At 44.2% G+C, this 19,160-nt stretch carries 17 protein-coding genes; 9 read left to right on the top strand and 8 right to left on the bottom strand.

The window, feature by feature from the left end; translation table 11 throughout:
- Window positions 1-556: 556 nt before the first annotated feature.
- A complete protein-coding gene (locus tag Q0037_RS06720) occupies window positions 557-1,498 on the top strand; it encodes an L-threonine 3-dehydrogenase (RefSeq protein ID WP_297516882.1) in 942 nt (313 codons plus the stop codon).
- Window positions 1,499-1,636: 138 nt separating this feature from the next.
- Here the strand turns inward: Q0037_RS06720 and Q0037_RS06725 are convergent, their stop codons facing one another.
- On the bottom strand, window positions 1,637-2,116 hold the full coding sequence (locus Q0037_RS06725) for a nuclear transport factor 2 family protein (RefSeq protein ID WP_297516883.1): 480 nt from the start codon (window positions 2,114-2,116) through the stop codon (window positions 1,637-1,639).
- A gap of 352 nt (window positions 2,117-2,468) precedes the next feature.
- Between Q0037_RS06725 and Q0037_RS06730 the strand changes: the two genes are divergently transcribed.
- Both Q0037_RS06730 and mfd read left to right on the top strand, forming a co-directional pair.
- Window positions 2,469-3,047 (top strand): hypothetical protein, encoded by a 579-nt coding sequence (locus Q0037_RS06730; RefSeq protein WP_297516884.1) that lies wholly within the window; start codon window positions 2,469-2,471, stop codon window positions 3,045-3,047.
- Window positions 3,048-3,050: 3 nt separating this feature from the next.
- A complete protein-coding gene (gene mfd / locus Q0037_RS06735; RefSeq protein WP_297516885.1) occupies window positions 3,051-6,407 on the top strand; it encodes a transcription-repair coupling factor in 3,357 nt (1,118 codons plus the stop codon).
- Window positions 6,408-6,438: 31 nt separating this feature from the next.
- Here mfd and Q0037_RS06740 read toward each other — a convergent pair whose 3' ends face one another.
- The 4 genes from Q0037_RS06740 to Q0037_RS06755 form a co-directional block, all read right to left on the bottom strand.
- The gene (locus tag Q0037_RS06740; RefSeq protein WP_297516886.1) at window positions 6,439-8,616 is read right to left on the bottom strand and encodes a M12 family metallo-peptidase; all 2,178 of its coding nucleotides are present in this window, start codon (window positions 8,614-8,616) and stop codon (window positions 6,439-6,441) included.
- 45 nt (window positions 8,617-8,661) lie between these two features.
- On the bottom strand, window positions 8,662-9,024 hold the full coding sequence (locus Q0037_RS06745; RefSeq protein ID WP_297516887.1) for a YraN family protein: 363 nt from the start codon (window positions 9,022-9,024) through the stop codon (window positions 8,662-8,664).
- Window positions 9,025-9,027: 3 nt separating this feature from the next.
- The gene (locus Q0037_RS06750; protein ID WP_297516888.1) at window positions 9,028-9,420 is read right to left on the bottom strand and encodes a four helix bundle protein; all 393 of its coding nucleotides are present in this window, start codon (window positions 9,418-9,420) and stop codon (window positions 9,028-9,030) included.
- Between the two features lie 89 nt (window positions 9,421-9,509).
- Window positions 9,510-10,406 carry an LD-carboxypeptidase gene (locus Q0037_RS06755; RefSeq protein WP_297516912.1) on the bottom strand — a complete coding sequence of 299 codons (897 nt, stop codon included), beginning with the start codon at window positions 10,404-10,406 and terminating at the stop codon, window positions 9,510-9,512.
- 158 nt (window positions 10,407-10,564) lie between these two features.
- Here Q0037_RS06755 and metG point away from each other — a divergent pair, with 158 nt between their 5' ends.
- The 3 genes from metG to Q0037_RS06770 are packed head-to-tail and all read left to right on the top strand — an operon-like array spanning window position 10,565 to window position 13,942.
- Window positions 10,565-12,622: a methionine--tRNA ligase gene (gene metG / locus Q0037_RS06760; RefSeq protein ID WP_297516889.1), complete on the top strand. Its 2,058-nt coding sequence runs from the start codon at window positions 10,565-10,567 to the stop codon at window positions 12,620-12,622.
- A gap of 1 nt (window position 12,623) precedes the next feature.
- On the top strand, window positions 12,624-13,313 hold the full coding sequence (locus Q0037_RS06765) for an HAD family hydrolase (RefSeq protein ID WP_297516890.1): 690 nt from the start codon (window positions 12,624-12,626) through the stop codon (window positions 13,311-13,313).
- Window positions 13,310-13,942 carry a chloramphenicol acetyltransferase gene (locus tag Q0037_RS06770; RefSeq protein WP_297516891.1) on the top strand — a complete coding sequence of 211 codons (633 nt, stop codon included), beginning with the start codon at window positions 13,310-13,312 and terminating at the stop codon, window positions 13,940-13,942. Before Q0037_RS06765 ends, Q0037_RS06770 begins: the two co-directional genes overlap by 4 nt.
- On the opposite strand, the gene Q0037_RS06775 is transcribed toward Q0037_RS06770, so the two are convergent.
- The 3 genes from Q0037_RS06775 to Q0037_RS06785 form a co-directional block, all read right to left on the bottom strand.
- Window positions 13,939-14,382, bottom strand: a complete 444-nt coding sequence (locus tag Q0037_RS06775) for a hypothetical protein (protein WP_297516892.1) — start codon at window positions 14,380-14,382, stop codon at window positions 13,939-13,941. The genes Q0037_RS06770 and Q0037_RS06775 overlap by 4 nt on opposite strands.
- 168 nt (window positions 14,383-14,550) lie before the next feature.
- A complete protein-coding gene (locus tag Q0037_RS06780) occupies window positions 14,551-14,883 on the bottom strand; it encodes a single-stranded DNA-binding protein (RefSeq protein ID WP_073360499.1) in 333 nt (110 codons plus the stop codon).
- 38 nt (window positions 14,884-14,921) lie between these two features.
- Window positions 14,922-15,248 carry a single-stranded DNA-binding protein gene (locus Q0037_RS06785; protein ID WP_073360497.1) on the bottom strand — a complete coding sequence of 109 codons (327 nt, stop codon included), beginning with the start codon at window positions 15,246-15,248 and terminating at the stop codon, window positions 14,922-14,924.
- A gap of 262 nt (window positions 15,249-15,510) precedes the next feature.
- Here Q0037_RS06785 and Q0037_RS06790 point away from each other — a divergent pair, with 262 nt between their 5' ends.
- Genes Q0037_RS06790 through Q0037_RS06800 form a run of 3 tightly spaced genes read left to right on the top strand, consistent with a single transcriptional unit; the run spans window position 15,511 to window position 19,004 of the window.
- Complete coding sequence (locus Q0037_RS06790) at window positions 15,511-15,861, top strand: hypothetical protein (RefSeq protein WP_297516893.1); 351 nt, start codon at window positions 15,511-15,513, stop codon at window positions 15,859-15,861.
- Window positions 15,862-15,876: 15 nt separating this feature from the next.
- Entirely contained in the window at window positions 15,877-18,204 is a 2,328-nt protein-coding gene (locus Q0037_RS06795; protein WP_297516894.1) for a M28 family peptidase, read from the top strand.
- Window positions 18,201-19,004, top strand: coding sequence for an SDR family oxidoreductase (locus tag Q0037_RS06800; RefSeq protein WP_297516895.1), 804 nt, complete (start codon window positions 18,201-18,203; stop codon window positions 19,002-19,004). The genes Q0037_RS06795 and Q0037_RS06800 overlap by 4 nt, the downstream gene beginning before the upstream one ends.
- Window positions 19,005-19,160: the final 156 nt, after the last annotated feature.

The raw sequence follows: 19,160 nt of genomic DNA on the forward strand, positions 1-19,160 counted from the left end.
AAATAAATAATTAATCTTTCCTTTTTTTTTTTTTTTTTTATCCCCTCCTTTAGCAATTTTTCATTTTCTAATTAGATACACCACTGATATAGCACTAATACAGCACTGTTTTGATAGCCGCTAAGCCACTAAGAAGCTGCGCTACTGAGTCGTCTGTTTAAGAAGTTTTGGAAACTACCAATACCTCCGTTACTTCGGGGCTATATCATCCCCTTTATGTGATTTCTCCTTCGTCGAAATGACAGTTGCTCGGTTGGGTGTATCATTTTTCCTCATGAGCGAATTGCTCAATAGAACCCTTGAAAATGTTTTAGCGACGCTAAAACTTTATTACAGATCCAGTTTGTCATTTCGACGAAGGAGAAATCACATAATACTTCACTCTAATGAAAACTCGGAAAACGTCCATCGTCTAACGACTTACGACTTACGACTAATCAATATACCCCCTTTGGGGGCTGGGGGGGCTCACTAATTACTACACACCGAAAACTACACCTGCAAACTGCGACTTTCAACTCATTACCCTATCTTTGCCCTACAAACAAACCACTACATGACTACTAAAATTTTAATCATCGGGGCCTGTGGGCAAATAGGCACCGAGTTGACCACACAACTCCGATTGCAGTATGGGGTTGAAAATGTGGTCGCTTCAGATATTCGTAAACTCAACAACGACATTGTCAATACGGGGATTTTTGAAGTCGTCAATGCACTCGACTACAACCAAATCGAACATTTAATTGAAAAATACCAAATTACCGACGTGTATTTGATGGCGGCTCTTTTGTCGGCTACGGCAGAAAAGAACCCTGCTTTTGCTTGGGATTTGAACATGAATTCCTTATTTCACATATTGAATTTGGCGAAAGCGGGGAAGATTAAAAAAATCTTTTGGCCTTCGAGTATTGCGGTATTTGGTCCAACTACGCCGCGAGAAAACACCCCACAATACACCATTATGGAACCCACCACGGTGTATGGGATTTCAAAACAAACGGGGGAACGTTGGTGCGAATACTACCACCACCAATATGGGGTTGATGTACGCAGTATCCGGTACCCGGGCTTGATTAGCTGGACCTCTGAACCGGGCGGTGGGACTACCGATTATGCCGTAGACATTTACCACAAAGCCTTAGAAGACGGGACGTACGAATGTTTCTTGCGCGACGATTCCAAACTACCCATGATGTACATGGCAGATGCGATTCGCGCCACCATTGAAATCATGCAAGCCGACGCGGATGCGATTAAGATTCGTTCCTCCTATAATCTAGCCGGTATTAGTTTTACCCCTGCCCAAATTGCCGCCGAAATCACCAAGCACATTCCTGGTTTTACGATTACGTACAACCCCGACTTCCGACAAAAGATTGCCGATTCCTGGCCGGCGTCGATTGACGACTCTTGTGCACGCACCGATTGGGGTTGGAAACACGAATACGACATGAGTGCGATGACCCAAGTGATGTTGGAGAATTTACGGAAATAAAACACACAAAAAGGCCTCCCAAGGGAGGCCTTTTCACTCTAAACAAAACTACTATTGTTACACAATAGGCGCTCTTAGGGATTCTAATACCGCAACGATTGGTTTTATGGGAAATAAATAAAACCCGAAGGGACTTACTTATCGTTTGAAACGTTCTTGGAGGAGCGCGTCTTCGAGGGACGCTTTGATTTTAATGACCGCATCGGTGGTATCGTTGGGAATGGTCATGGACAAAACGTAGTGCTTGATTTTCCATCCCTTGGGTGTTAAATGCAACACCCCACTACCGCGACAAATTTTCATTTGTGTATTGAGCAGCTCGTCAAACCAGGCCATGGTGCCGTCGGCAGAAAAATAGATGTTCCGTTCTAAAGGGGTAAAATTCCACGCTTTTCCTCGGTCGAAATAGGGCTTGGCAAACGCTTGAAACGCTTGCTTGTCCCAATTTTCAGTGGCATCGGTTCCGATGAAAATAGAGGAGTCGTCCATAGCCGCAAAGTACGCGTTAAAGTTGGCCGCCGCCGCGTCTTTGTGCCATTGATCAAGCAATTGATTGACCGCCTCTTTGGGCGTTTGCGCAAGGGCGAAGGTGGTGAGGAAAAGAAGGAGGTGTTTCATAATGAATGGTTGTCGGTTGTCGGTTATCGGTTATCGGTTGTTTTGATAATGGGAAGATACAAAAAAAGTTGGCTTTTTATAATACAAATTGGCTCACCTAACTACCGGCAGGCAGGTTGCCTATTTGACACATTACCCCATTTCCAGCCCCGGTAGAGCCGGCATCCTCCCGACCATCGGAAGGGAGATAGAGGCGAAAACGGGAGGGGGCGTGTCAAGGTATTGGGGCGTTTGCTGCCCAAAAACAAAAAGCATTGTCTGTGGGAACTTGGCGGTGAACAAAAACTTACCGTTTCTTTAACGATAAAACTCCAAACTACTTTCTTATTTTTGCAGGGCTTAATGGCGGTATATGAAAATCGGTTGGTTTATCGTGGTGTGTTTGGGTTTGATTTCGTGTCAAAACGACAATACGTCGTTGAAGGCGGAGCAGGCGAAGGAAGCACAGAAAAAAGAGGTGGTGTTTGCGACCATTACTTCGGGTTGGACATTTGATATCGCGCCGATAGAACCCACGACGCAAGCACGATTGAACAGTTGGATGGAATGGCGGAATTTTTTGCGGGAAGTAAACCAGAAACCGAAAAGTACCTTAAATGCTTTTCAGAAGAAAGCTTCGGTTTTGGTCACGCAATCGGAGGCGTTGGTCAACACCTTGCCCATGGAATTCAACCAACCTGCGGTACGCGCCCGACTGAAAGTGATCAATACCAAGTTGAAAAGTTTGGATTTATTCATTCACCTCAATCAAACACCCGCCGCCAAAGTGGTGAAGTTGATTGGGGAAATCAATACTGAAATCGAGTATTTGCAATTGCAATTTGAGGAAATTGTGCAACGCAGTTTGATTCCTCGCGAACCGGGGGAACCTGATTTTGTGAAGATGAAAGACACCGCGCGTGCGATTCCGAATACGCCTATAATTCCCTAAGTTTTGAGTAAAAGTACCCTGCTGTCGGTGTACCAAGCGTCACCCAAAGTTGAACAACTGGCTGTAGCGCTCCGTCAACCGGAGGGTAAAATCAATGTTCGTGGCCTCTTGGGGTCGGGTTTGTCGTTTGCCTTAGCGGCTTTGTTTGAGAAAATGGACCGTCCTTTTTTGGTGGTTTTTAATGACAAAGAAGAAGCGGCCTATTACCTCAACGATTGGGAGCAACTTTTGAACGAGCAAGACGTATTGTTTTATCCCGGTTCGTACCGCAGGCCTTACCAACTGGAAGAAACCGACAATGCGAATATATTATTGCGTGCGGAAGTCCTAAACCGCATCAATTCACGTAAAAAACCAGCTTTTTTGGTCACTTATGCCGAAGCCTTGTTTGAAAAAGTGGTCACCAAGAAAGAGCTGGAAAAAAATACCTTAAAAATTGCCGTCAACGACCAAACGAGCATTGATTTTATCAACGAAGTCTTGTTTGAATACCATTTTAAACGGGTAGATTTTGTCACTGAACCCGGGGAGTTTTCGGTACGCGGAGGGATTGTCGATGTGTTTTCGTTTTCGAATGATCATCCGTACCGCATTGAGTTTTTTGGCAATGAGGTTGATTCCATTCGCAGTTTTGATGTGGAAACACAATTATCGATTGAGAAGCTGCAAAAGATTGCCATCATTCCCAATGTAGAAAATAAGTTTTTTGAAGAAAACCGCGAAAGTTTTTTGGAATACATCGACCCTTCGACGGTGTTGTTTTTCCAACATTCGGAAATCTTGAGCCAACAGTTGGATAAATTGTTTGCCAAAGCGACCGAGGCTTTTCACACGTTGGACAACGGCATTCGGCATGTATCGCCCGAGGAATTGTTTGTTCCCGGAGCCGATTTGTTGCAGCGCGCGGAGCGATTTAATGTGGTCGAATTGGGCAATCAGGTGCATTATGCCTGTACGATGACGCTCCCGTTTTTGATGCAACCGCAGCCTTCGTTCAACAAGCAATTTGATTTGTTGTTGCAAAATTTGGGTGAGAATCATTTTCACGGGTACAAAAATTATCTGTGCTGTGGGAATGCCAACCAAGCCCAACGTTTTCATGATATTTTTGAGGATATAGACGAACAAAACCACGAAAGCATTCGCAAACAATATCATACGGTGGAGATGCCGCTGTACCAAGGATTTATCGACGAAGAGAATCAGTTGGCATGCTATACCGACCACCAGATTTTTGAACGGTACCATCGTTTTAACCTAAAAAACGGGTATTCCAAAAAGCAAACATTAACGCTGAAAGAGCTGACTTCCTTGACGGTGGGTGATTATGTCACGCATATCGATCATGGGATTGGGAAATTTGGTGGTTTGCAAAAAATTCAGGTGGAAGGAAAAACGCAAGAGGCGATAAAACTGGTGTATGCCGACAACGATATTGTGTATGTAAGCATTCATTCGCTGCATAAAATATCGAAATACAACGGCAAAGACGGGACGCCGCCTAAGATTTATAAGTTGGGGTCGAATGCGTGGAAAGCGTTGAAACAAAAAACGAAGGCACGCGTGAAGCACATTGCGTTCAACCTGATTCAGTTGTATGCCAAACGACGCACCGAACGAGGATTTGCCTGTGCCCCCGACAGTTATTTACAAAAAGAATTGGAGAGCTCGTTTATCTACGAGGACACCCCCGATCAATATAAGGCAACGCAAGACGTAAAAGTCGACATGGAAAATGAACGCCCGATGGACCGTTTGGTTTGTGGGGATGTAGGCTTTGGAAAAACGGAAGTAGCCATTCGCGCGGCATTCAAAGCGGTAGATAATGGCAAGCAGGTGGCGGTTTTGGTGCCGACTACCATTTTGGCTTACCAACATTACCGCACGTTTTCGGAGCGATTAAAAGATTTGCCGGTAACGACCCATTATTTGAATCGCTTTCGAACGGCAAAACAGAAAAATGAGACGTTGAAATTGCTGGAAGAAGGCAAAGTAGACATCATAATCGGTACGCATCAGTTGGTGAGTAAAGACGTGAAGTTTAAAGATTTGGGCTTGTTGATTATCGATGAGGAACAGAAGTTTGGGGTGAATGTAAAAGACAAACTCAAAACGATTTCCCATACGGTAGACACGTTGACGTTGACCGCGACCCCGATTCCGCGTACATTGCAATTCTCGTTGATGGCGGCCCGTGATTTGTCGGTGATTACAACGCCACCGCCCAACCGATATCCGATTGAAACGCAAGTGGTGCGGTTTCATGAGGAATTGATTCGCGATGCGGTTTCGTATGAGATTCAGCGCAATGGTCAGGTGTTTTTCATCCACAACCGTATTGAAAATATCAAGGAAGTTGCAGGAATGATACAGCGGTTGGTACCCGATGCTCGCATTGGCATTGGACACGGACAAATGGACGGCAAAAAGCTGGAAGAACTCATGTTGGCCTTTATGAATGGGGAATTTGATGTGTTGGTATCGACTTCGATTATTGAAAGTGGCCTGGACGTTCCGAACGCCAATACCATTTTTATCAACAACGCCAATAATTTTGGATTATCCGACTTACATCAAATGCGCGGACGGGTGGGACGCAGCAATAAGAAAGCATTTTGTTATTTTATTACGCCCCCGTATTCGGCGATGACCGATGATGCGCGGAAACGAATTCATGCCTTGGAACAGTTTAGCGAATTGGGTAGTGGGTTTAACATTGCCATGAAGGATTTGGAGATACGTGGCGCTGGAGATTTATTGGGCGGTGAGCAGAGTGGATTTATCAATGAGATTGGGTTTGAAACCTACCAAAAAATCATGAATGAAGCCATTGAAGAACTGAAGGAAAACGAATTCAAGGAGCTTTATCCCCAAGACAACGACCCTGAAACGAAGGAGTATGTCAAAGATTTGCAAATCGACACTGACTTTGAGTTGCTATTCCCTGATGACTACATCAATAATATTACGGAGCGATTGAACTTGTACAATGAGTTGAGCGCCATTAAAGATGAAAAGACTTTAGCCGAATACGAACAACGTGTTGTGGATCGATTTGGCCCTTTACCCAAACCTGCCAAAGCATTGATTAACAGCATTCGAATCAAATGGAAAGCGACGCAATTAGGGATCGAAAAACTTCTTTTGAAGCAAGACAAAATGGTGGGGTATTTTATTGGGGACCAACAGAGTGATTTTTACCAAACCCAGCGTTTTATGCATATTCTAGAATTTGTACAACGCCATGGGAATATTTGTAAAATAAAAGAAAAGCAAACCAAAAATGGCTTGCGTTTGCTCATTACGTTTGAACACGTCAAATCGATTCAAAAAGCCTTGGAATTGATTGAACAGTTATAAAAAATGCCATCGTGAGGATGGCATTTTATTTTTACTTCTTCACCACTTTAAAATGTGCAAATCGACCTTCCTCAAACTGTAAGGTAAAGAAATAGGTCCCTTGTGCAAAAGCAGTTATATCTACCGTAAAGTTGGAATCCCTTGGAATTTCACGAAGCAACAATTGTCCCATAACATTATGCACCGCTACCGACTGCACATTGGTTTTGGACGTTACAAATACCTGGCCGTTGGACGGATTGGGGTAATAGGTAAAATCTATTCCTTGAAAATCACCCGTGTTTAAATTGGGGGTACATCCGATATTGGCGACCCACCCGGCATCGGTCACAAAAGCATCCGACTTGAATTGTAGTGTTAGCGAACCGTCGGCAGCAGAAGACACAAAAGGACCTGGTATTTGATTGCCCGTAAATCCTAATCCGCCATTAAATTCAGGCGCTGCAGTTGAATTTCCATCATAAATGTATAAGTAATCGTAATCTTGCTCCAAGCTAAATTGCGTAAAGGTGAGGCTAATACTATTGGCGGGGACGTTAGGAATCAAGGTACGAATCACCGTTTGTTCATCATCATAATCGCCTGTTGCACCTCCCGTATCGGTAAATACCGAACCGGTACAAAAAGTATCATCAGTCATAAAGATAAGTTGGCGTCCCCCGATTTCTAGCCCGCTTGGGCACTCCGGTGCTACTTCAATTACATAATAGCTATTGGGGGTTAAGTTGGTAACTGTTAACGTATTGGTTGTCATGGTTGTCCAACTTCCTGGCGTTGTTCCGAACGGATAATATCGCACGCGCCAAGCGGTAGCGCCAGTAACATCGATCCAATTAAAGGTCGCCGAAGTTTGTGTTGTCGTTTCCAAAACAATGCGTTCAACGGTATTGATGCACGTATTGATACAATCGGAGCTGAGGCAGGATCGAAAGGCAAAAGTATCCAAAATACGTTGGGCGGGTTGCGGTCCAAATCCGTTGGCTAAGTCAATTCCAACATTGCTCACCAAATGGCAGTAGCTCATGATGGTCCCCGAGGAAGGAATCGTCAAAGGGTTTGTACTACAAGAAGCGCCTTCCGCTGTGGGTCCGATTCCTGCGGTTGCACAATTATCGATGGCGGTATTGTTTCCATTCCAAATACAGGCATGCGTATGAGGAGCCCCTAAAATATGTCCGAATTCATGCGTAAGTACCAATACCGTCCAGGAGTAGGTAGGCACATTTTGAAAATCAAATTCAACATCAGAATAGCAGAAGTTTTGGGAAGAGCACAAACCATCAATAGTTACGGCAACTCCGCCTAATCCGCCCCCGTCAATGCCCAATAATTGTCCCACATCCCCATCAAAAACGGGACGTACTTGGTTGAACTTAAACAGGTAATCTACGGAGGAGCTCCCGACGCCTTCATACGGATCGGGTTCGGTCCAAATCAATAGTGTTCGAAAAGCGATGGTTATGCCGTCATTTTCAAAAATGGTTTGAATATTGTTGTATACAGCAGTCATCCAATTGGTCGCCGTTGTGGTATCACTGCCATTTTCTTGGTAGAGATTATAGTCCATTTCAAAATAGGTCGTTGCGCATTTTGCCGATTGCGTAGTATTGGGCACACTGCGTGCATTGCGCATCATCGCTGGTCCGTCATCAGTGAGACACTGAAACGGGTGTGGAACTTTCATTTTCGCATCGGAGTAAACGATGTAATCGGTGCTGTTTTTAAGGGGACCTACCACAAGATTTTGAAACGTACTCCCGGAAATGAGGCCGCTTAACCCATTTTCAAAAAAAGTAAGGGACGCCACCGAGCGGTAATCGTTTTTGATGATCCCACGGTAGTACACGCCGGGGGTGTAGGATACGGCTTCGCCACGGTGGGTAAGCACTTGAAACCCTTCGGCAAATGGATTGACGCGGTACAACCGAAGGATAACGGAAGCGCCTTGATAGGGAATTACTACTTCAAGCGTTTGTGGACGTTGATTGTAAATTTGTTGAATAGCAGCGGTTTGTAAAGTCGCCACCGTGGACTCTGCCACAACATTTTCAATAGCTGCATTGGGGACCTCTGACTTCGGTTGGAGTACCGTAACCGTTTGAAATGACGCTCGACGGTCTTCAAAGGACTTTACTTGCTGACCCACACGGAATTGGGCGTAACTTGTCCAAACAGACCATACCGCCAAAAAAGTAAAAAAACGAACCATAGCAATTTCTTTTTTTTGTTAAAATACAAAATCAATCCCTTTTTTCTAACTAAAATAATAGAACGCATCTTCAAGGTGTTCAAGCACCGTCTGTCCCTCCAACTGATGAATCGCAATAATGTCGAAACGAACCGTCACTTCCCACGCTTGCTCTTGTACATAGGCATTTACGGCTTTTACCAACAATCGGATTTTCTTTGGTTTAACAAAATCCTGCGGCAATCCCATGGCAATACTGGAACGGGTTTTTACTTCAATAACGGCCAAAAGATCGTCTTTACGAGCCAGGATATCGACTTCCGCTTTTTGAAATGTCCAATTGGTTTCCAGGATGGAATATCCATTACGTCTAAGAAAATCAACTGCTAGGGACTCCCCTTCTTTTCCTAAATCGTTGTGCGCTGCCATAACTTAAGTCCACAAAATAGTCCGCTTCGGTCGTGGAGGGCGACCTATTTGAACCCGTTCCCGCAAAAGATTGATACTGGCAATCAGTATATTTATCTTATGGATGAGCGGACGATTGGGTGATTTCTCTTCAAAATCCAACAACACGTTAAACATGAGTAAGGTTTTTAACTCGTACGCGGCTCCCAAGGTAAAATCCAAATGCCGAATCAACAATTCAGGTTTTGAGGCTTGGTAGGCCAACATAACATGAGTGGGAATGAGTACTGCAATTTGCCGTAAAGTCGGCGTGTAATAAAATGTTTGATAATAACTATCGGTCGCTGTGAGCTGGTACAAGTCAGTACAAAACTGACGGGATTGCTCCCAAATTTCTGGGTCATGATACATATTCATAGGGTATGGCGTTTAAATGATACCCCAAAAATATAAAGATGTTGGCAAACTACTCGTTTACAAACACTTATTATCAAAAAAATAGCACGTTACGGATGAAACACCACGTGACTTTCGGTTTCAGTGACTTCAAGTGTTACGGTTCGACCAAAAATCAGCGCGCGGTTATCGGCAATATGACCTGCCGGGAAGTTATAAACTACTGGGATGTTGTAATTCTTCGTTATATCTTCAATAATTTCGAGGGCATTTTTCCCCCACGGAATTTCGTTATCGTGCATCTTCGTCATACTTCCCACGACAATCCCTTTGAGCGATTCAAGACATCCGTTGCGTTTTAAATTCATCAACATACGGTCGATATGGTAAAGGTATTCGTCTAAATCCTCTAAAAACAAAATTTTATCGGTACAATCAATGGCCGAAGGAGAACCAAACAAGCTATACAAAATCGAAAGGTTCCCGCCCACGAGTTGCCCTGTTGCGGTTCCTGTGCGGTTGAGGGCATCGCAGGGCAGATGGTATTCCAACGTTTCCCCAAACAAGGCTTGGCGAAGCGACTCTTTGGCAGCGGCACTTGCTTTGGCATTGACGGGCATAATCCCATGGATGGATTGCACGCCCAAAGTATTCAAATGGCTGTGCAAAACCGTAACATCACTAAATCCAACCACCCATTTGGGATTTTTCAAAAATTGGGTAAAATCCAATAAGTCGATCATCCGTACAGATCCGTAACCACCGCGCACGCACCAAATCATTTTGATGTTTGGATTGTCCATCGCAGCTTGAAAATCGGCCGCCCGTTCAGCATCCGTTCCCGCCAATTGGTAATGGTCTAGTCCAATAGTTTTACCGATAACGACTTCAAGTCCAAGACTTCTCAACCACGTGATGGCTGGGCCAAGATTATCGTCTAAATTTTTACGGGCGGTAGCCAAAATCGCTACGGTATCGCCTTTTTGTAGGGAAGGAGGTGTGATCATTTTTCGTTGTGCCAATAGGTTGGATGAGCAAATCGTCACCCACAAGAATAGAATTAGTGGTTTCATTCGCCAGAATGCTTCGGGCAAATATAAGAAACTATATGTTCGGGATTTTGGGCAAATGCCGTACTTTTGCAAAAATTTAGTACCTCATCGCAATGTCTGATTTTCCAAAACGCTACACCGTTACTGCGGCTTTACCCTATACAAATGGTCCTATTCACATTGGTCACTTGGCTGGCGTCTATGTTCCTGCCGATATTTATGCGCGTTACCTTCGATTGCAAGGGCGCGATGTGGCGTTTATGTGTGGAAGCGATGAGCATGGAGTAGCTATTTCGATGAAAGCTAAAAAAGAAGGTGTTACTCCCCAAGAAGTTATTGACAAATATGACGGGATCATCAAGCAATCGTTTGCTGATTTTGGAATTTCCTTCGATAATTATTCGCGTACCTCGGCAAAAATTCACCATGAAACTGCGGCTGCATTTTTTAAAAAACTGTACGATCAAGGTGATTTTATTGAAGAAACCACGGAACAATTGTATGATGAACAAGCCAATCAATTCTTAGCCGATCGTTTTGTCATCGGTACGTGTCCCAAGTGCGACCACACCGAAGCGTACGGCGATCAATGTGAAAAATGCGGGTCTTCGTTGAATGCTACCGATTTAATCCATCCAAAGTCGACGATTACGGGGAGCACACCGATATTGAAAGCAACAAAGCACTGGTTTTTACCGTTGGATCGTTATGAGAATTTCTTGAAAGAATGGATTTTAGAAGGGCACAAAAACGATTGGAAACCCAATGTTTACGGACAAGTTAAATCGTGGATTGACGACGGTTTAAAACCCCGTGCGGTGACTCGTGATTTGGACTGGGGGATAGATGTACCCGTACCTGGCGCTGAAGGGAAAAAATTGTATGTATGGTTTGATGCTCCCATTGGATATATCTCAGCTACCAAAGAATGGGCGCAAAAAACAGGAAAAGATTGGGAACCCTATTGGAAAGATCACGACACTAAATTGGTGCATTTTATTGGAAAGGATAACATCGTTTTTCATTGCATTATTTTCCCAGCGATGTTGAAAGCGGAAGGAAGTTTTATCCTTCCCGACAATGTTCCTGCCAACGAGTTTTTAAATTTAGAAGGCAACAAACTTTCGACCTCCAAAAACTGGGCGGTTTGGTTACATGAATACCTTTTGGAATTTCCGGGCAAACAAGATGCTTTGCGTTATGCCTTGACCGCAAATGCACCGGAAACCAAAGACAATGATTTTACCTGGAAAGATTTCCAAGCGCGTAACAACAATGAGTTGGTGGCCATTTTTGGCAATTTTATCAATCGTGTGGCAGTGTTAACACAAAAGTACTACCAAGGCGTAGTGCCCCAACCGCATGCATTTACGGAGGTGGACACACAAGTTTTGACCGAATTGAAAGCCTATCCAGCGGTTATCGCGAGTTCGATTGAACGGTACCGTTTTCGAGAAGCTCAAGGCGAATTGATGAATGTAGCGCGTTTAGGAAACAAATATTTGGCTGACGAAGAGCCTTGGAAAATGATAAAAACCGATCCCGAGCGCGTGCAAACACAGTTGTATATTGCCTTACAAGTGGCAACTGCGTTGGGGTATTTATCAGAACCCTTTTTACCCTTTACCGCCCAAAAACTTCGCTCGATGTTGCGCATTGAAGCTGAACGTTGGGATACTGTATTTGCACAGGAAACGCTTTTGCCTGCGGGACATGAAATTGGGCAGGCTGAATTATTATTCGCCCAAATCGAAGACGAAGCCATTCAACAACAAATCGACAAATTAGAAGCGACCAAAAAAACGAATACCATGACAAATCCGGAAGTTACCCCTCAGAAAGAAACCGCTACTTTTGACGATTTTTCCAAAATGGATTTGCGTGTGGGTACGATTATTGAAGCAGAAAAAATGCCTAAAGCCGACAAACTTTTGGTGTTGAAAGTAGATACTGGCCTAGATGTGCGTACCATTGTGTCGGGTATCGCCGAACATTTTACCCCAGAAGAAGTGATTGGAAAACGAGTGACAGTATTGGTCAATTTGGCCCCAAGAGCGTTGCGCGGTGTTGAAAGTCAGGGGATGTTGCTACTCACCCAAAACACCGAAGGCAAATTGGTGTTTGTGAATCCCGATGCAGAAGGGGTAGCCAATGGAGCGACGATTAGTTAGTATGAGTACTTCTATTTTAGCCTTTGACGCCGACGATACGTTATGGCATAACGAACCTTATTTTGATGAGGCACAAGATCGTTTTTGCGAACTGTTTCAGGATTACACTTCCAAACAAGAATTGCTGCAATTGATTTTACAACATCAAGTGAAAAACCTTCCGTTGTATGGCTTTGGTATCAAGGCATTTATCCTTTCTATGATGGAATCGGCACTTGAGTTAACCCACCAGCAGTTGTCGGGAGCAGCTACAGCAAAGATTATTCAGATTGGAAAAGATTTGCTGCAGCAACCGGTTGAACTCTTACCCGAAGTTGAACCTGTTTTGCAGCAGTTGAAAGCGGCCAACTATCGATTGGTGGTGGCAACCAAAGGAGATTTGAAAGACCAACATCGAAAACTTCACGATTCGGGACTGGGTCATTATTTTCACCATATTGAAGTAATGAGTGATAAAACCGTTTTGGACTTTCAAAAAATGTTAGGCCGGTTGGATGTAGACGCTGCCCATTTTGTAATGATTGGAAACTCACTAAAATCCGATGTTTTACCCGTGTTAGAACTTGGCGGGAAGGCTTTTCATATTCCGTATCATACCACTTGGGCGTATGAAAAAATTGATTTTGAGGTCAAACATCCCAACTTTAAGGCAATAACTTCAATTACCGAAATACTTCCCTTTTTTGTATGATTACAAAAACAAAAATAGCGATAGATACTTGGAATCGTCGGGAGCATTTTGAATTCTTTTCGCAAATGGAAGAGCCTTTTTATGGCTTGACCAGTCGCGTAGATTGTACAAAGGCGTATGAAAATGCCAAAGCAATGGGCATCTCTTTTTTTATTTATTATTTGCACAGAACCTTGACAGCGGTCAATGCCTGTGAACCTTTTCGATGGCGTATCATCGACAAAGAGCCCTGGTGTTTTGATCGCATTGATGCTTCGGCAACCATCATGCGTAAAGACGAGACGTTTGGTTTTTCGTGGATGGAATATCATTCCGATATACTAGTGTTTGAAAAAAAAGCACAAGCCGAAATCGACCGTATTCAAGCAACGTCGGGTTTGCTTACACGCGCATTCCCAGATGAAAATTTAATTCACTTTTCAAGTATTCCATGGGTTGATTTTGTGGGGCTGTCTCATGCAAGAGGCTTTGGTTATCCCGATAGTTGTCCGAAGATTTCTTTTGGGAAAATGACCGAAAAAGAGGGGTGTAAATCGATGCCTGTTGCGGTGCATGTGCATCATGGCTTGGTAGATGGCATTCACGTAGGCCGATTTTTAGATACGCTACAAGCTTTACTAAACGATTAGTTGATAAAGGTCCAATTCAATCCGTCACTAATCACAATGACCGTACGGTTACTTCCTTCAAACATGTAGACTTGATTGGTTCCTACTGTTGAATTTTTAGGAAAAAACATTCCTGCCGTAGATGTCAATTGAGCGGTAACACTGTTTTGAATGTTTCGAATCACGTATACTCGTCCTGGAAAAGTTACAGGACTAGGCAATTGAAACTTATCATCGGTGGCTTGAGGTACTAAAGAGATATAAACGCCATCATTGATTGGAATAGCTGCTCCTCCATTGCCCGAACCGTTCCCCGTTAGGGTTACCGTTTTTACCGAAAGGTTCCCGTTAATGTCGAGTGTGCTTAAGGGATTGGTGGTGTTGATGCCCACCTGTGACTGTAACTGCAAGCTAGCAAACCCCAACAATAATCCGCTAATGATGACTCGAAATGCACGCATGCGTTGTATTTTATACTCTTTATCTGAATAAAAGTATTAAAATAATTTTGACCAGCTAATTTTAATTCAACCGAAAACGTTTTCGTGTTAAAAAATAATTGGATAATTCCTTGAAAAACAAAACGACAGCTCCGAGGAACTGCCGTTTCTTTCGAACCTTTGCAAGGTTTATTTCCCGAGGAGAAGAAGTTCGTTGGCCACCACTTCTGTGATGTACCGCTTCTCGCCGTTCTTATCGTCATACGAGCGATGTGTCAATTTGCCCTCCACTGCAATTTCTTTTCCCTTGACAACATACTTTTCGACGATCTCGGCCAACTTCCCCCAGGCGGTTACACGATGCCATTCGGTTTGCTCTACCTTTTCACCCCCATCTTTATAATATACATCGCGGGTGGCTAAGGTGAGGTTCGCCACTTTTTTCCCTTTGTCCATAGTTTTAACTTCAGGTTCTTGTCCCACGTGGCCGATTAACTGGACTTTATTTCGTAATGCACTCATACGTTTCCTTTTTTTAAAATTACATTCTCTTTTCTTCCCTACATAAACAACACTTCTTCCGCAACAATTTCCGTAATGGAACGCTTGTTGCCCTCTTTGTCTTCATAATTGCGATAGGTAATTTTACCCGTAACGCCTAGCTCCTTGCCTTTGGTTACGTATTGTTCGATTAGTGAGGCTAATTTCCCCCAAGCGACGACGCGATGCCATTCGGTTTGGGTTACTTTCTCTCCTTCTTCTTTGTAGTATACATCATTTGTTGCTAAGTTAAGATTCGCAACTTTCTTTCCCCCTTCAAAAGATTTGACTTCGGGATCTTGGCCCACATGGCCGATTAATTGAACTCGATTTTTCATGGCTTCAATAATTGGTTAAAAACTTAATTTGGCTTACATCAACAGGACAAAATTAGGAAGTGTTGAAAGCGATAATCGGTAGTATACCATTTACTACCGAATGTAATCGTTTGTAAATAAGTAAATTGCTGTTTTTCAAAGGAGGTTATCGTCAAAGCTTAGGTTTTACAATTTATTCGTTATATTTGACTTGAAAATTTGACCCAAATCCTTTTAGGACAGGTCCATGTTTCTATTGAACGCCATATAACCTTTTTTTAAACCACGAAAAATGAAACGAAATTGCCACGAATGCGGGACACCCTTGATGGGCCGCGAAGACAAAAAATTTTGCAACGATGGATGCCGCAACACATTCAACAACCGAATGAACCGCGACTGCAACAACCTCATGCGGACTGTTCACAATGCCTTGCGCCGAAATTACCGCATCTTACGTGAACTACACGACGAAGGAATCCCATCGATGACCCAAGAGAAATTAGCACAACGAGGTTTTGATTTTAACTACCTCACCCAAATAGTAATGACCAAATCCGGAGAGACCTATCGCTTCGTGTACGATCAAGGCTACGTGCTTACGGAAAATTACCGTTTGCAACTCCTGCCGCCGGAGGAATAGGTTGGCCTACCTACCATGAAAAAAAAGTATACCTACCTCTACGAAGCGTTATTTCTGATACTCATTATCGGATTGGTTTTTTATCGTCAAATGCCCCAAACCTACGACGATCAAGAGCCCGCACCTTTGGCTGAATTTTCGACACAACGGGCCTTAGAAAAAGTACAGTACCTCTCCAAACGTCCTCATTATGTTGGGTCGAACGATCATCAGCGGATTCAAAAATACCTACAACAAGAACTCAAAGCCCTCGGGCTTGAACCGCAAATCCAACGCGGTTTTACCCTAACTGAGAAAGGAACGCTGGTAGAAGCCACCAATATCATGGCGCGAATTAAGGGCCAAAAGTCTACCAAAGCCTTGGTTCTCCTCTCCCATTACGACAGCGCTCCACACTCCAAATCACTTGGTGCTAGTGATGACGCCTCGGGAGTGGCCACCCTACTCGAAAGCGTTCGTGCCTTGCTGTACAACAAAACGCCATTGCAAAACGACCTGATCCTGCTCTTTACCGATGCCGAAGAATTGGGTCTTAATGGCGCTGCCCTCTTTGTGACACAACACGCTTGGGCCAAAGACGTTGGGCTAGTCATCAACTTTGAAGCGCGTGGCACCTCGGGACCCAGTATGATGCTCATGGAAACTACCCAAGGAAATCGCGCCCTGGTTGAAGCTTTTGCCGCCGCCCAAACGCCTTATCCCGTGAGTAATTCATTGATGTACAGCATCTACAAAATGCTTCCCAACGATACCGATCTTACCGTTTTTCGTGAAGCGGGAAAAATTCAAGGGTACAACTTTGCCTTTATCGACAGCCATTACAACTACCATACCGCCCAAGATCATTACACCAATTTATCGCCCTATTCCCTCGCGCATCAAGGAAGTTATGTCATGGCACTGTTAACGCATTTTACACAGCGGGATTTACGGAACCTTGAACATCCCGAGGAAGAAGTGTACTTCTCAATTCCTTTTGGATTTGTGCATTATCCCTTCGCGTGGAATTGGCCGTTGTTGTTACTAACAGGCGTTCTTTTGTTCACCTTTACGTTCATCGGACTCGGGAAGCACGTTTTGCGAATTGACGAAGTAGTAAAAGGCTTTATCCCCTTGCTGCTATCAATAGCCTTATCTGCCTTTGTTTGCTGGGGAATCACTGCGCTTTTGCCTTGGATTTATCCTGATATTTCGACCATTTTGCAAGGATTTCCATACAACGGACATGATTACATCTATGCGTGTTTGGCGTTTACCTTAGGAATTTGTTTCTGGATTTACCGCAAAGAAACCAGTCGTTTTACCGAAATGAACCGCCTTTTTGCAGGTCTTTTTCTTTGGATTATCCTCGGCATAGGACTCGCCTGGAAATTACCCGGCGCCTCGTTTTTACTACTTCCCGTTTTGGGAGCAACACTTATGCTGGGGGCTTTTGTACTCACGCAACAATCCAAAGGACTGTGGAATCTAGTGATGGCATTGCCTGCCTTGTTTTTGTTGGTGCCTTTGATCCCTTTATTTCCCGTAGGATTAGGATTGAAAATACTCCCTGGGGCGGCTGTTTTAATGGTACTTACGTTTGTCATCCTTTTGCCTATTTTGGGCGCTTTTCCGTATAAATCCCGCTGGGCCTTTGTTTGTCTTATCATAGGGATTTCCTTTTTGGGAAAAGCGCATTGGAACGCTTCATTTACTTCGGCCAAAGCCCGCCCCAATAGCTTGTTGTATGTCTATGACGCCGCGCAAAAAAAGGCCTATTGGACAACCTATGACGAGCGTCCCGACAGCTGGAATCAAGCCTTTTTAACGACACAACCCCAATCGGCGGCGCTTTTAAACCGCAATGCTTTGTATAGTAAATATGGAACCGCCTTCCGATGGATGCATACGACTCCCGTTTATGCTTTGAAAGGGCCTTCTATTGTATTTGAACGGGATACGGTAAAGGGCAATCGTCGTTTTTATCAAATTCGAATTACCCCCCAACGTCGGGTAAACCGCTATGATATTTTCCTCAAAAACCAAGTGGCTATTGCGCATTTAAATGCCAATGGTGTGTATCCGTTGACCTATACTTCAAAAATTGGCGGGCGAACGTCGAACAAACTTCTTAGTTATTATGTCACCCGCAACCAGCCTTTGGTGTTCTCATTTGATGTACCCGTGGGCGTTACACCGCAATTGGAATTGATGGAAAGTTCGTTTGACCTACTTGAACAAGCCCGTATGGGCGTCCCACCGCGTCCGAAAAACACGCTTCCGATGCCTTTTGTGTTGAATGATGCTGTGGTACTTATGCAGCCCGTGCAACCCACTCCACCGCCTAGTCCAGCGCAACCATGAAACCAACCGTAGGCATTTTAGGCTGTGGATGGCTAGGAAAACCCTTGGCCCAGCATTTATTGGCCGAAGGGTATCGCGTGAAAGGCAGCACAACCACCCCCGAAAAAAAAGAAATTTTACACGCCTTGGGCGTCGAGGCATACACCGTTACGTTGACCCCTTCGGGATGCGAAGGCGAATGGGCTGATTTTATCGCCGATGTTTCCCATCTTGTGGTGGCATTTCCGCCAAAACTACGGCAATCGCAGGAGGATTCGTATGTGGAAAAAGTAGCACAATTACTGCGGCATCTTCAAAAGACACCGATTAAAAAACTACTATGGGTAGGATCAACCGGCGTTTTTGGAGAGCAACAAGATTTGGTTGATGACACAACGGTGCCCGAACCCGATACCGCTTCAGGAAAAGGACTATGGGCTGCCGAGCAAGCCATTCATCAGGCGGAGCTTCCGTATACGGGCATTCGGTTGGGCGGCTTGGTTGGACCCGATCGGCATCCGGTCACTTTTTTATCGGGGCGACAAAATCTAGAACGGCCTATGGCTCCCGTACATTTGATTGCTTTAACCGATTGTATGGGCATTTTGACGCTTTGTTTGGAGCAAGAAGCGCTTCAAGGGTTTATCAATGCGGTACATCCCGAGCGGCCTACCCGAGCGGTATTTTACACCCAAGCGGCCCACCACCGTCAAATCCCACCGCCCCACTTTGATGCCCATGACACGCGAGTGGGCAAGCGTATAGAATGTACTTGGCTTGCGCAACAGCACTACGCCTTTGAACCACACCTTCCGCTGTAACTGAAACGGGGTGTTTTTCCGGGGAACTTTAGGTATTTTTCCGGGGAAGGAATAGGGTTTTTCCTCTTTATTTGGCTTGGTTATTGGGGATTCATTTTTTAATTTTAAGGAATTGAAATAGAGGTGTTTTGTTTATTTAAAAATAAAGTGCGTCTG

Origin of the sequence: Flavobacterium sp. (assembly GCF_027482425.1) — a bacterium.
Classification (GTDB): domain Bacteria; phylum Bacteroidota; class Bacteroidia; order Flavobacteriales; family Flavobacteriaceae; genus Flavobacterium.

Excerpts from the sequence above, each read along its gene's own strand:
- Q0037_RS06755 (WP_297516912.1), bottom strand. The coding sequence starts at position 10,406 with ATGATCACACCTCCTTCCCTACAAAAAGGCGATACCGTAGCGATTTTG.
- Q0037_RS06720 (WP_297516882.1), top strand. The coding sequence starts at position 557 with ATGACTACTAAAATTTTAATCATCGGGGCCTGTGGGCAAATAGGCACC.
- Q0037_RS06770 (WP_297516891.1), top strand. The coding sequence starts at position 13,310 with ATGATTACAAAAACAAAAATAGCGATAGATACTTGGAATCGTCGGGAG.
- Q0037_RS06730 (WP_297516884.1), top strand. The coding sequence starts at position 2,469 with ATGAAAATCGGTTGGTTTATCGTGGTGTGTTTGGGTTTGATTTCGTGT.
- Q0037_RS06725 (WP_297516883.1), bottom strand. The coding sequence starts at position 2,116 with ATGAAACACCTCCTTCTTTTCCTCACCACCTTCGCCCTTGCGCAAACG.
- Q0037_RS06800 (WP_297516895.1), top strand. The coding sequence starts at position 18,201 with ATGAAACCAACCGTAGGCATTTTAGGCTGTGGATGGCTAGGAAAACCC.
- Q0037_RS06750 (WP_297516888.1), bottom strand. The coding sequence starts at position 9,420 with ATGAATATGTATCATGACCCAGAAATTTGGGAGCAATCCCGTCAGTTT.
- Q0037_RS06780 (WP_073360499.1), bottom strand. The coding sequence starts at position 14,883 with ATGAGTGCATTACGAAATAAAGTCCAGTTAATCGGCCACGTGGGACAA.
- Q0037_RS06745 (WP_297516887.1), bottom strand. The coding sequence starts at position 9,024 with ATGGCAGCGCACAACGATTTAGGAAAAGAAGGGGAGTCCCTAGCAGTT.
- Q0037_RS06790 (WP_297516893.1), top strand. The coding sequence starts at position 15,511 with ATGAAACGAAATTGCCACGAATGCGGGACACCCTTGATGGGCCGCGAA.
- Q0037_RS06740 (WP_297516886.1), bottom strand. The coding sequence starts at position 8,616 with ATGGTTCGTTTTTTTACTTTTTTGGCGGTATGGTCTGTTTGGACAAGT.
- metG (WP_297516889.1), top strand. The coding sequence starts at position 10,565 with ATGTCTGATTTTCCAAAACGCTACACCGTTACTGCGGCTTTACCCTAT.
- Q0037_RS06765 (WP_297516890.1), top strand. The coding sequence starts at position 12,624 with ATGAGTACTTCTATTTTAGCCTTTGACGCCGACGATACGTTATGGCAT.
- Q0037_RS06775 (WP_297516892.1), bottom strand. The coding sequence starts at position 14,382 with ATGCGTGCATTTCGAGTCATCATTAGCGGATTATTGTTGGGGTTTGCT.
- Q0037_RS06795 (WP_297516894.1), top strand. The coding sequence starts at position 15,877 with ATGAAAAAAAAGTATACCTACCTCTACGAAGCGTTATTTCTGATACTC.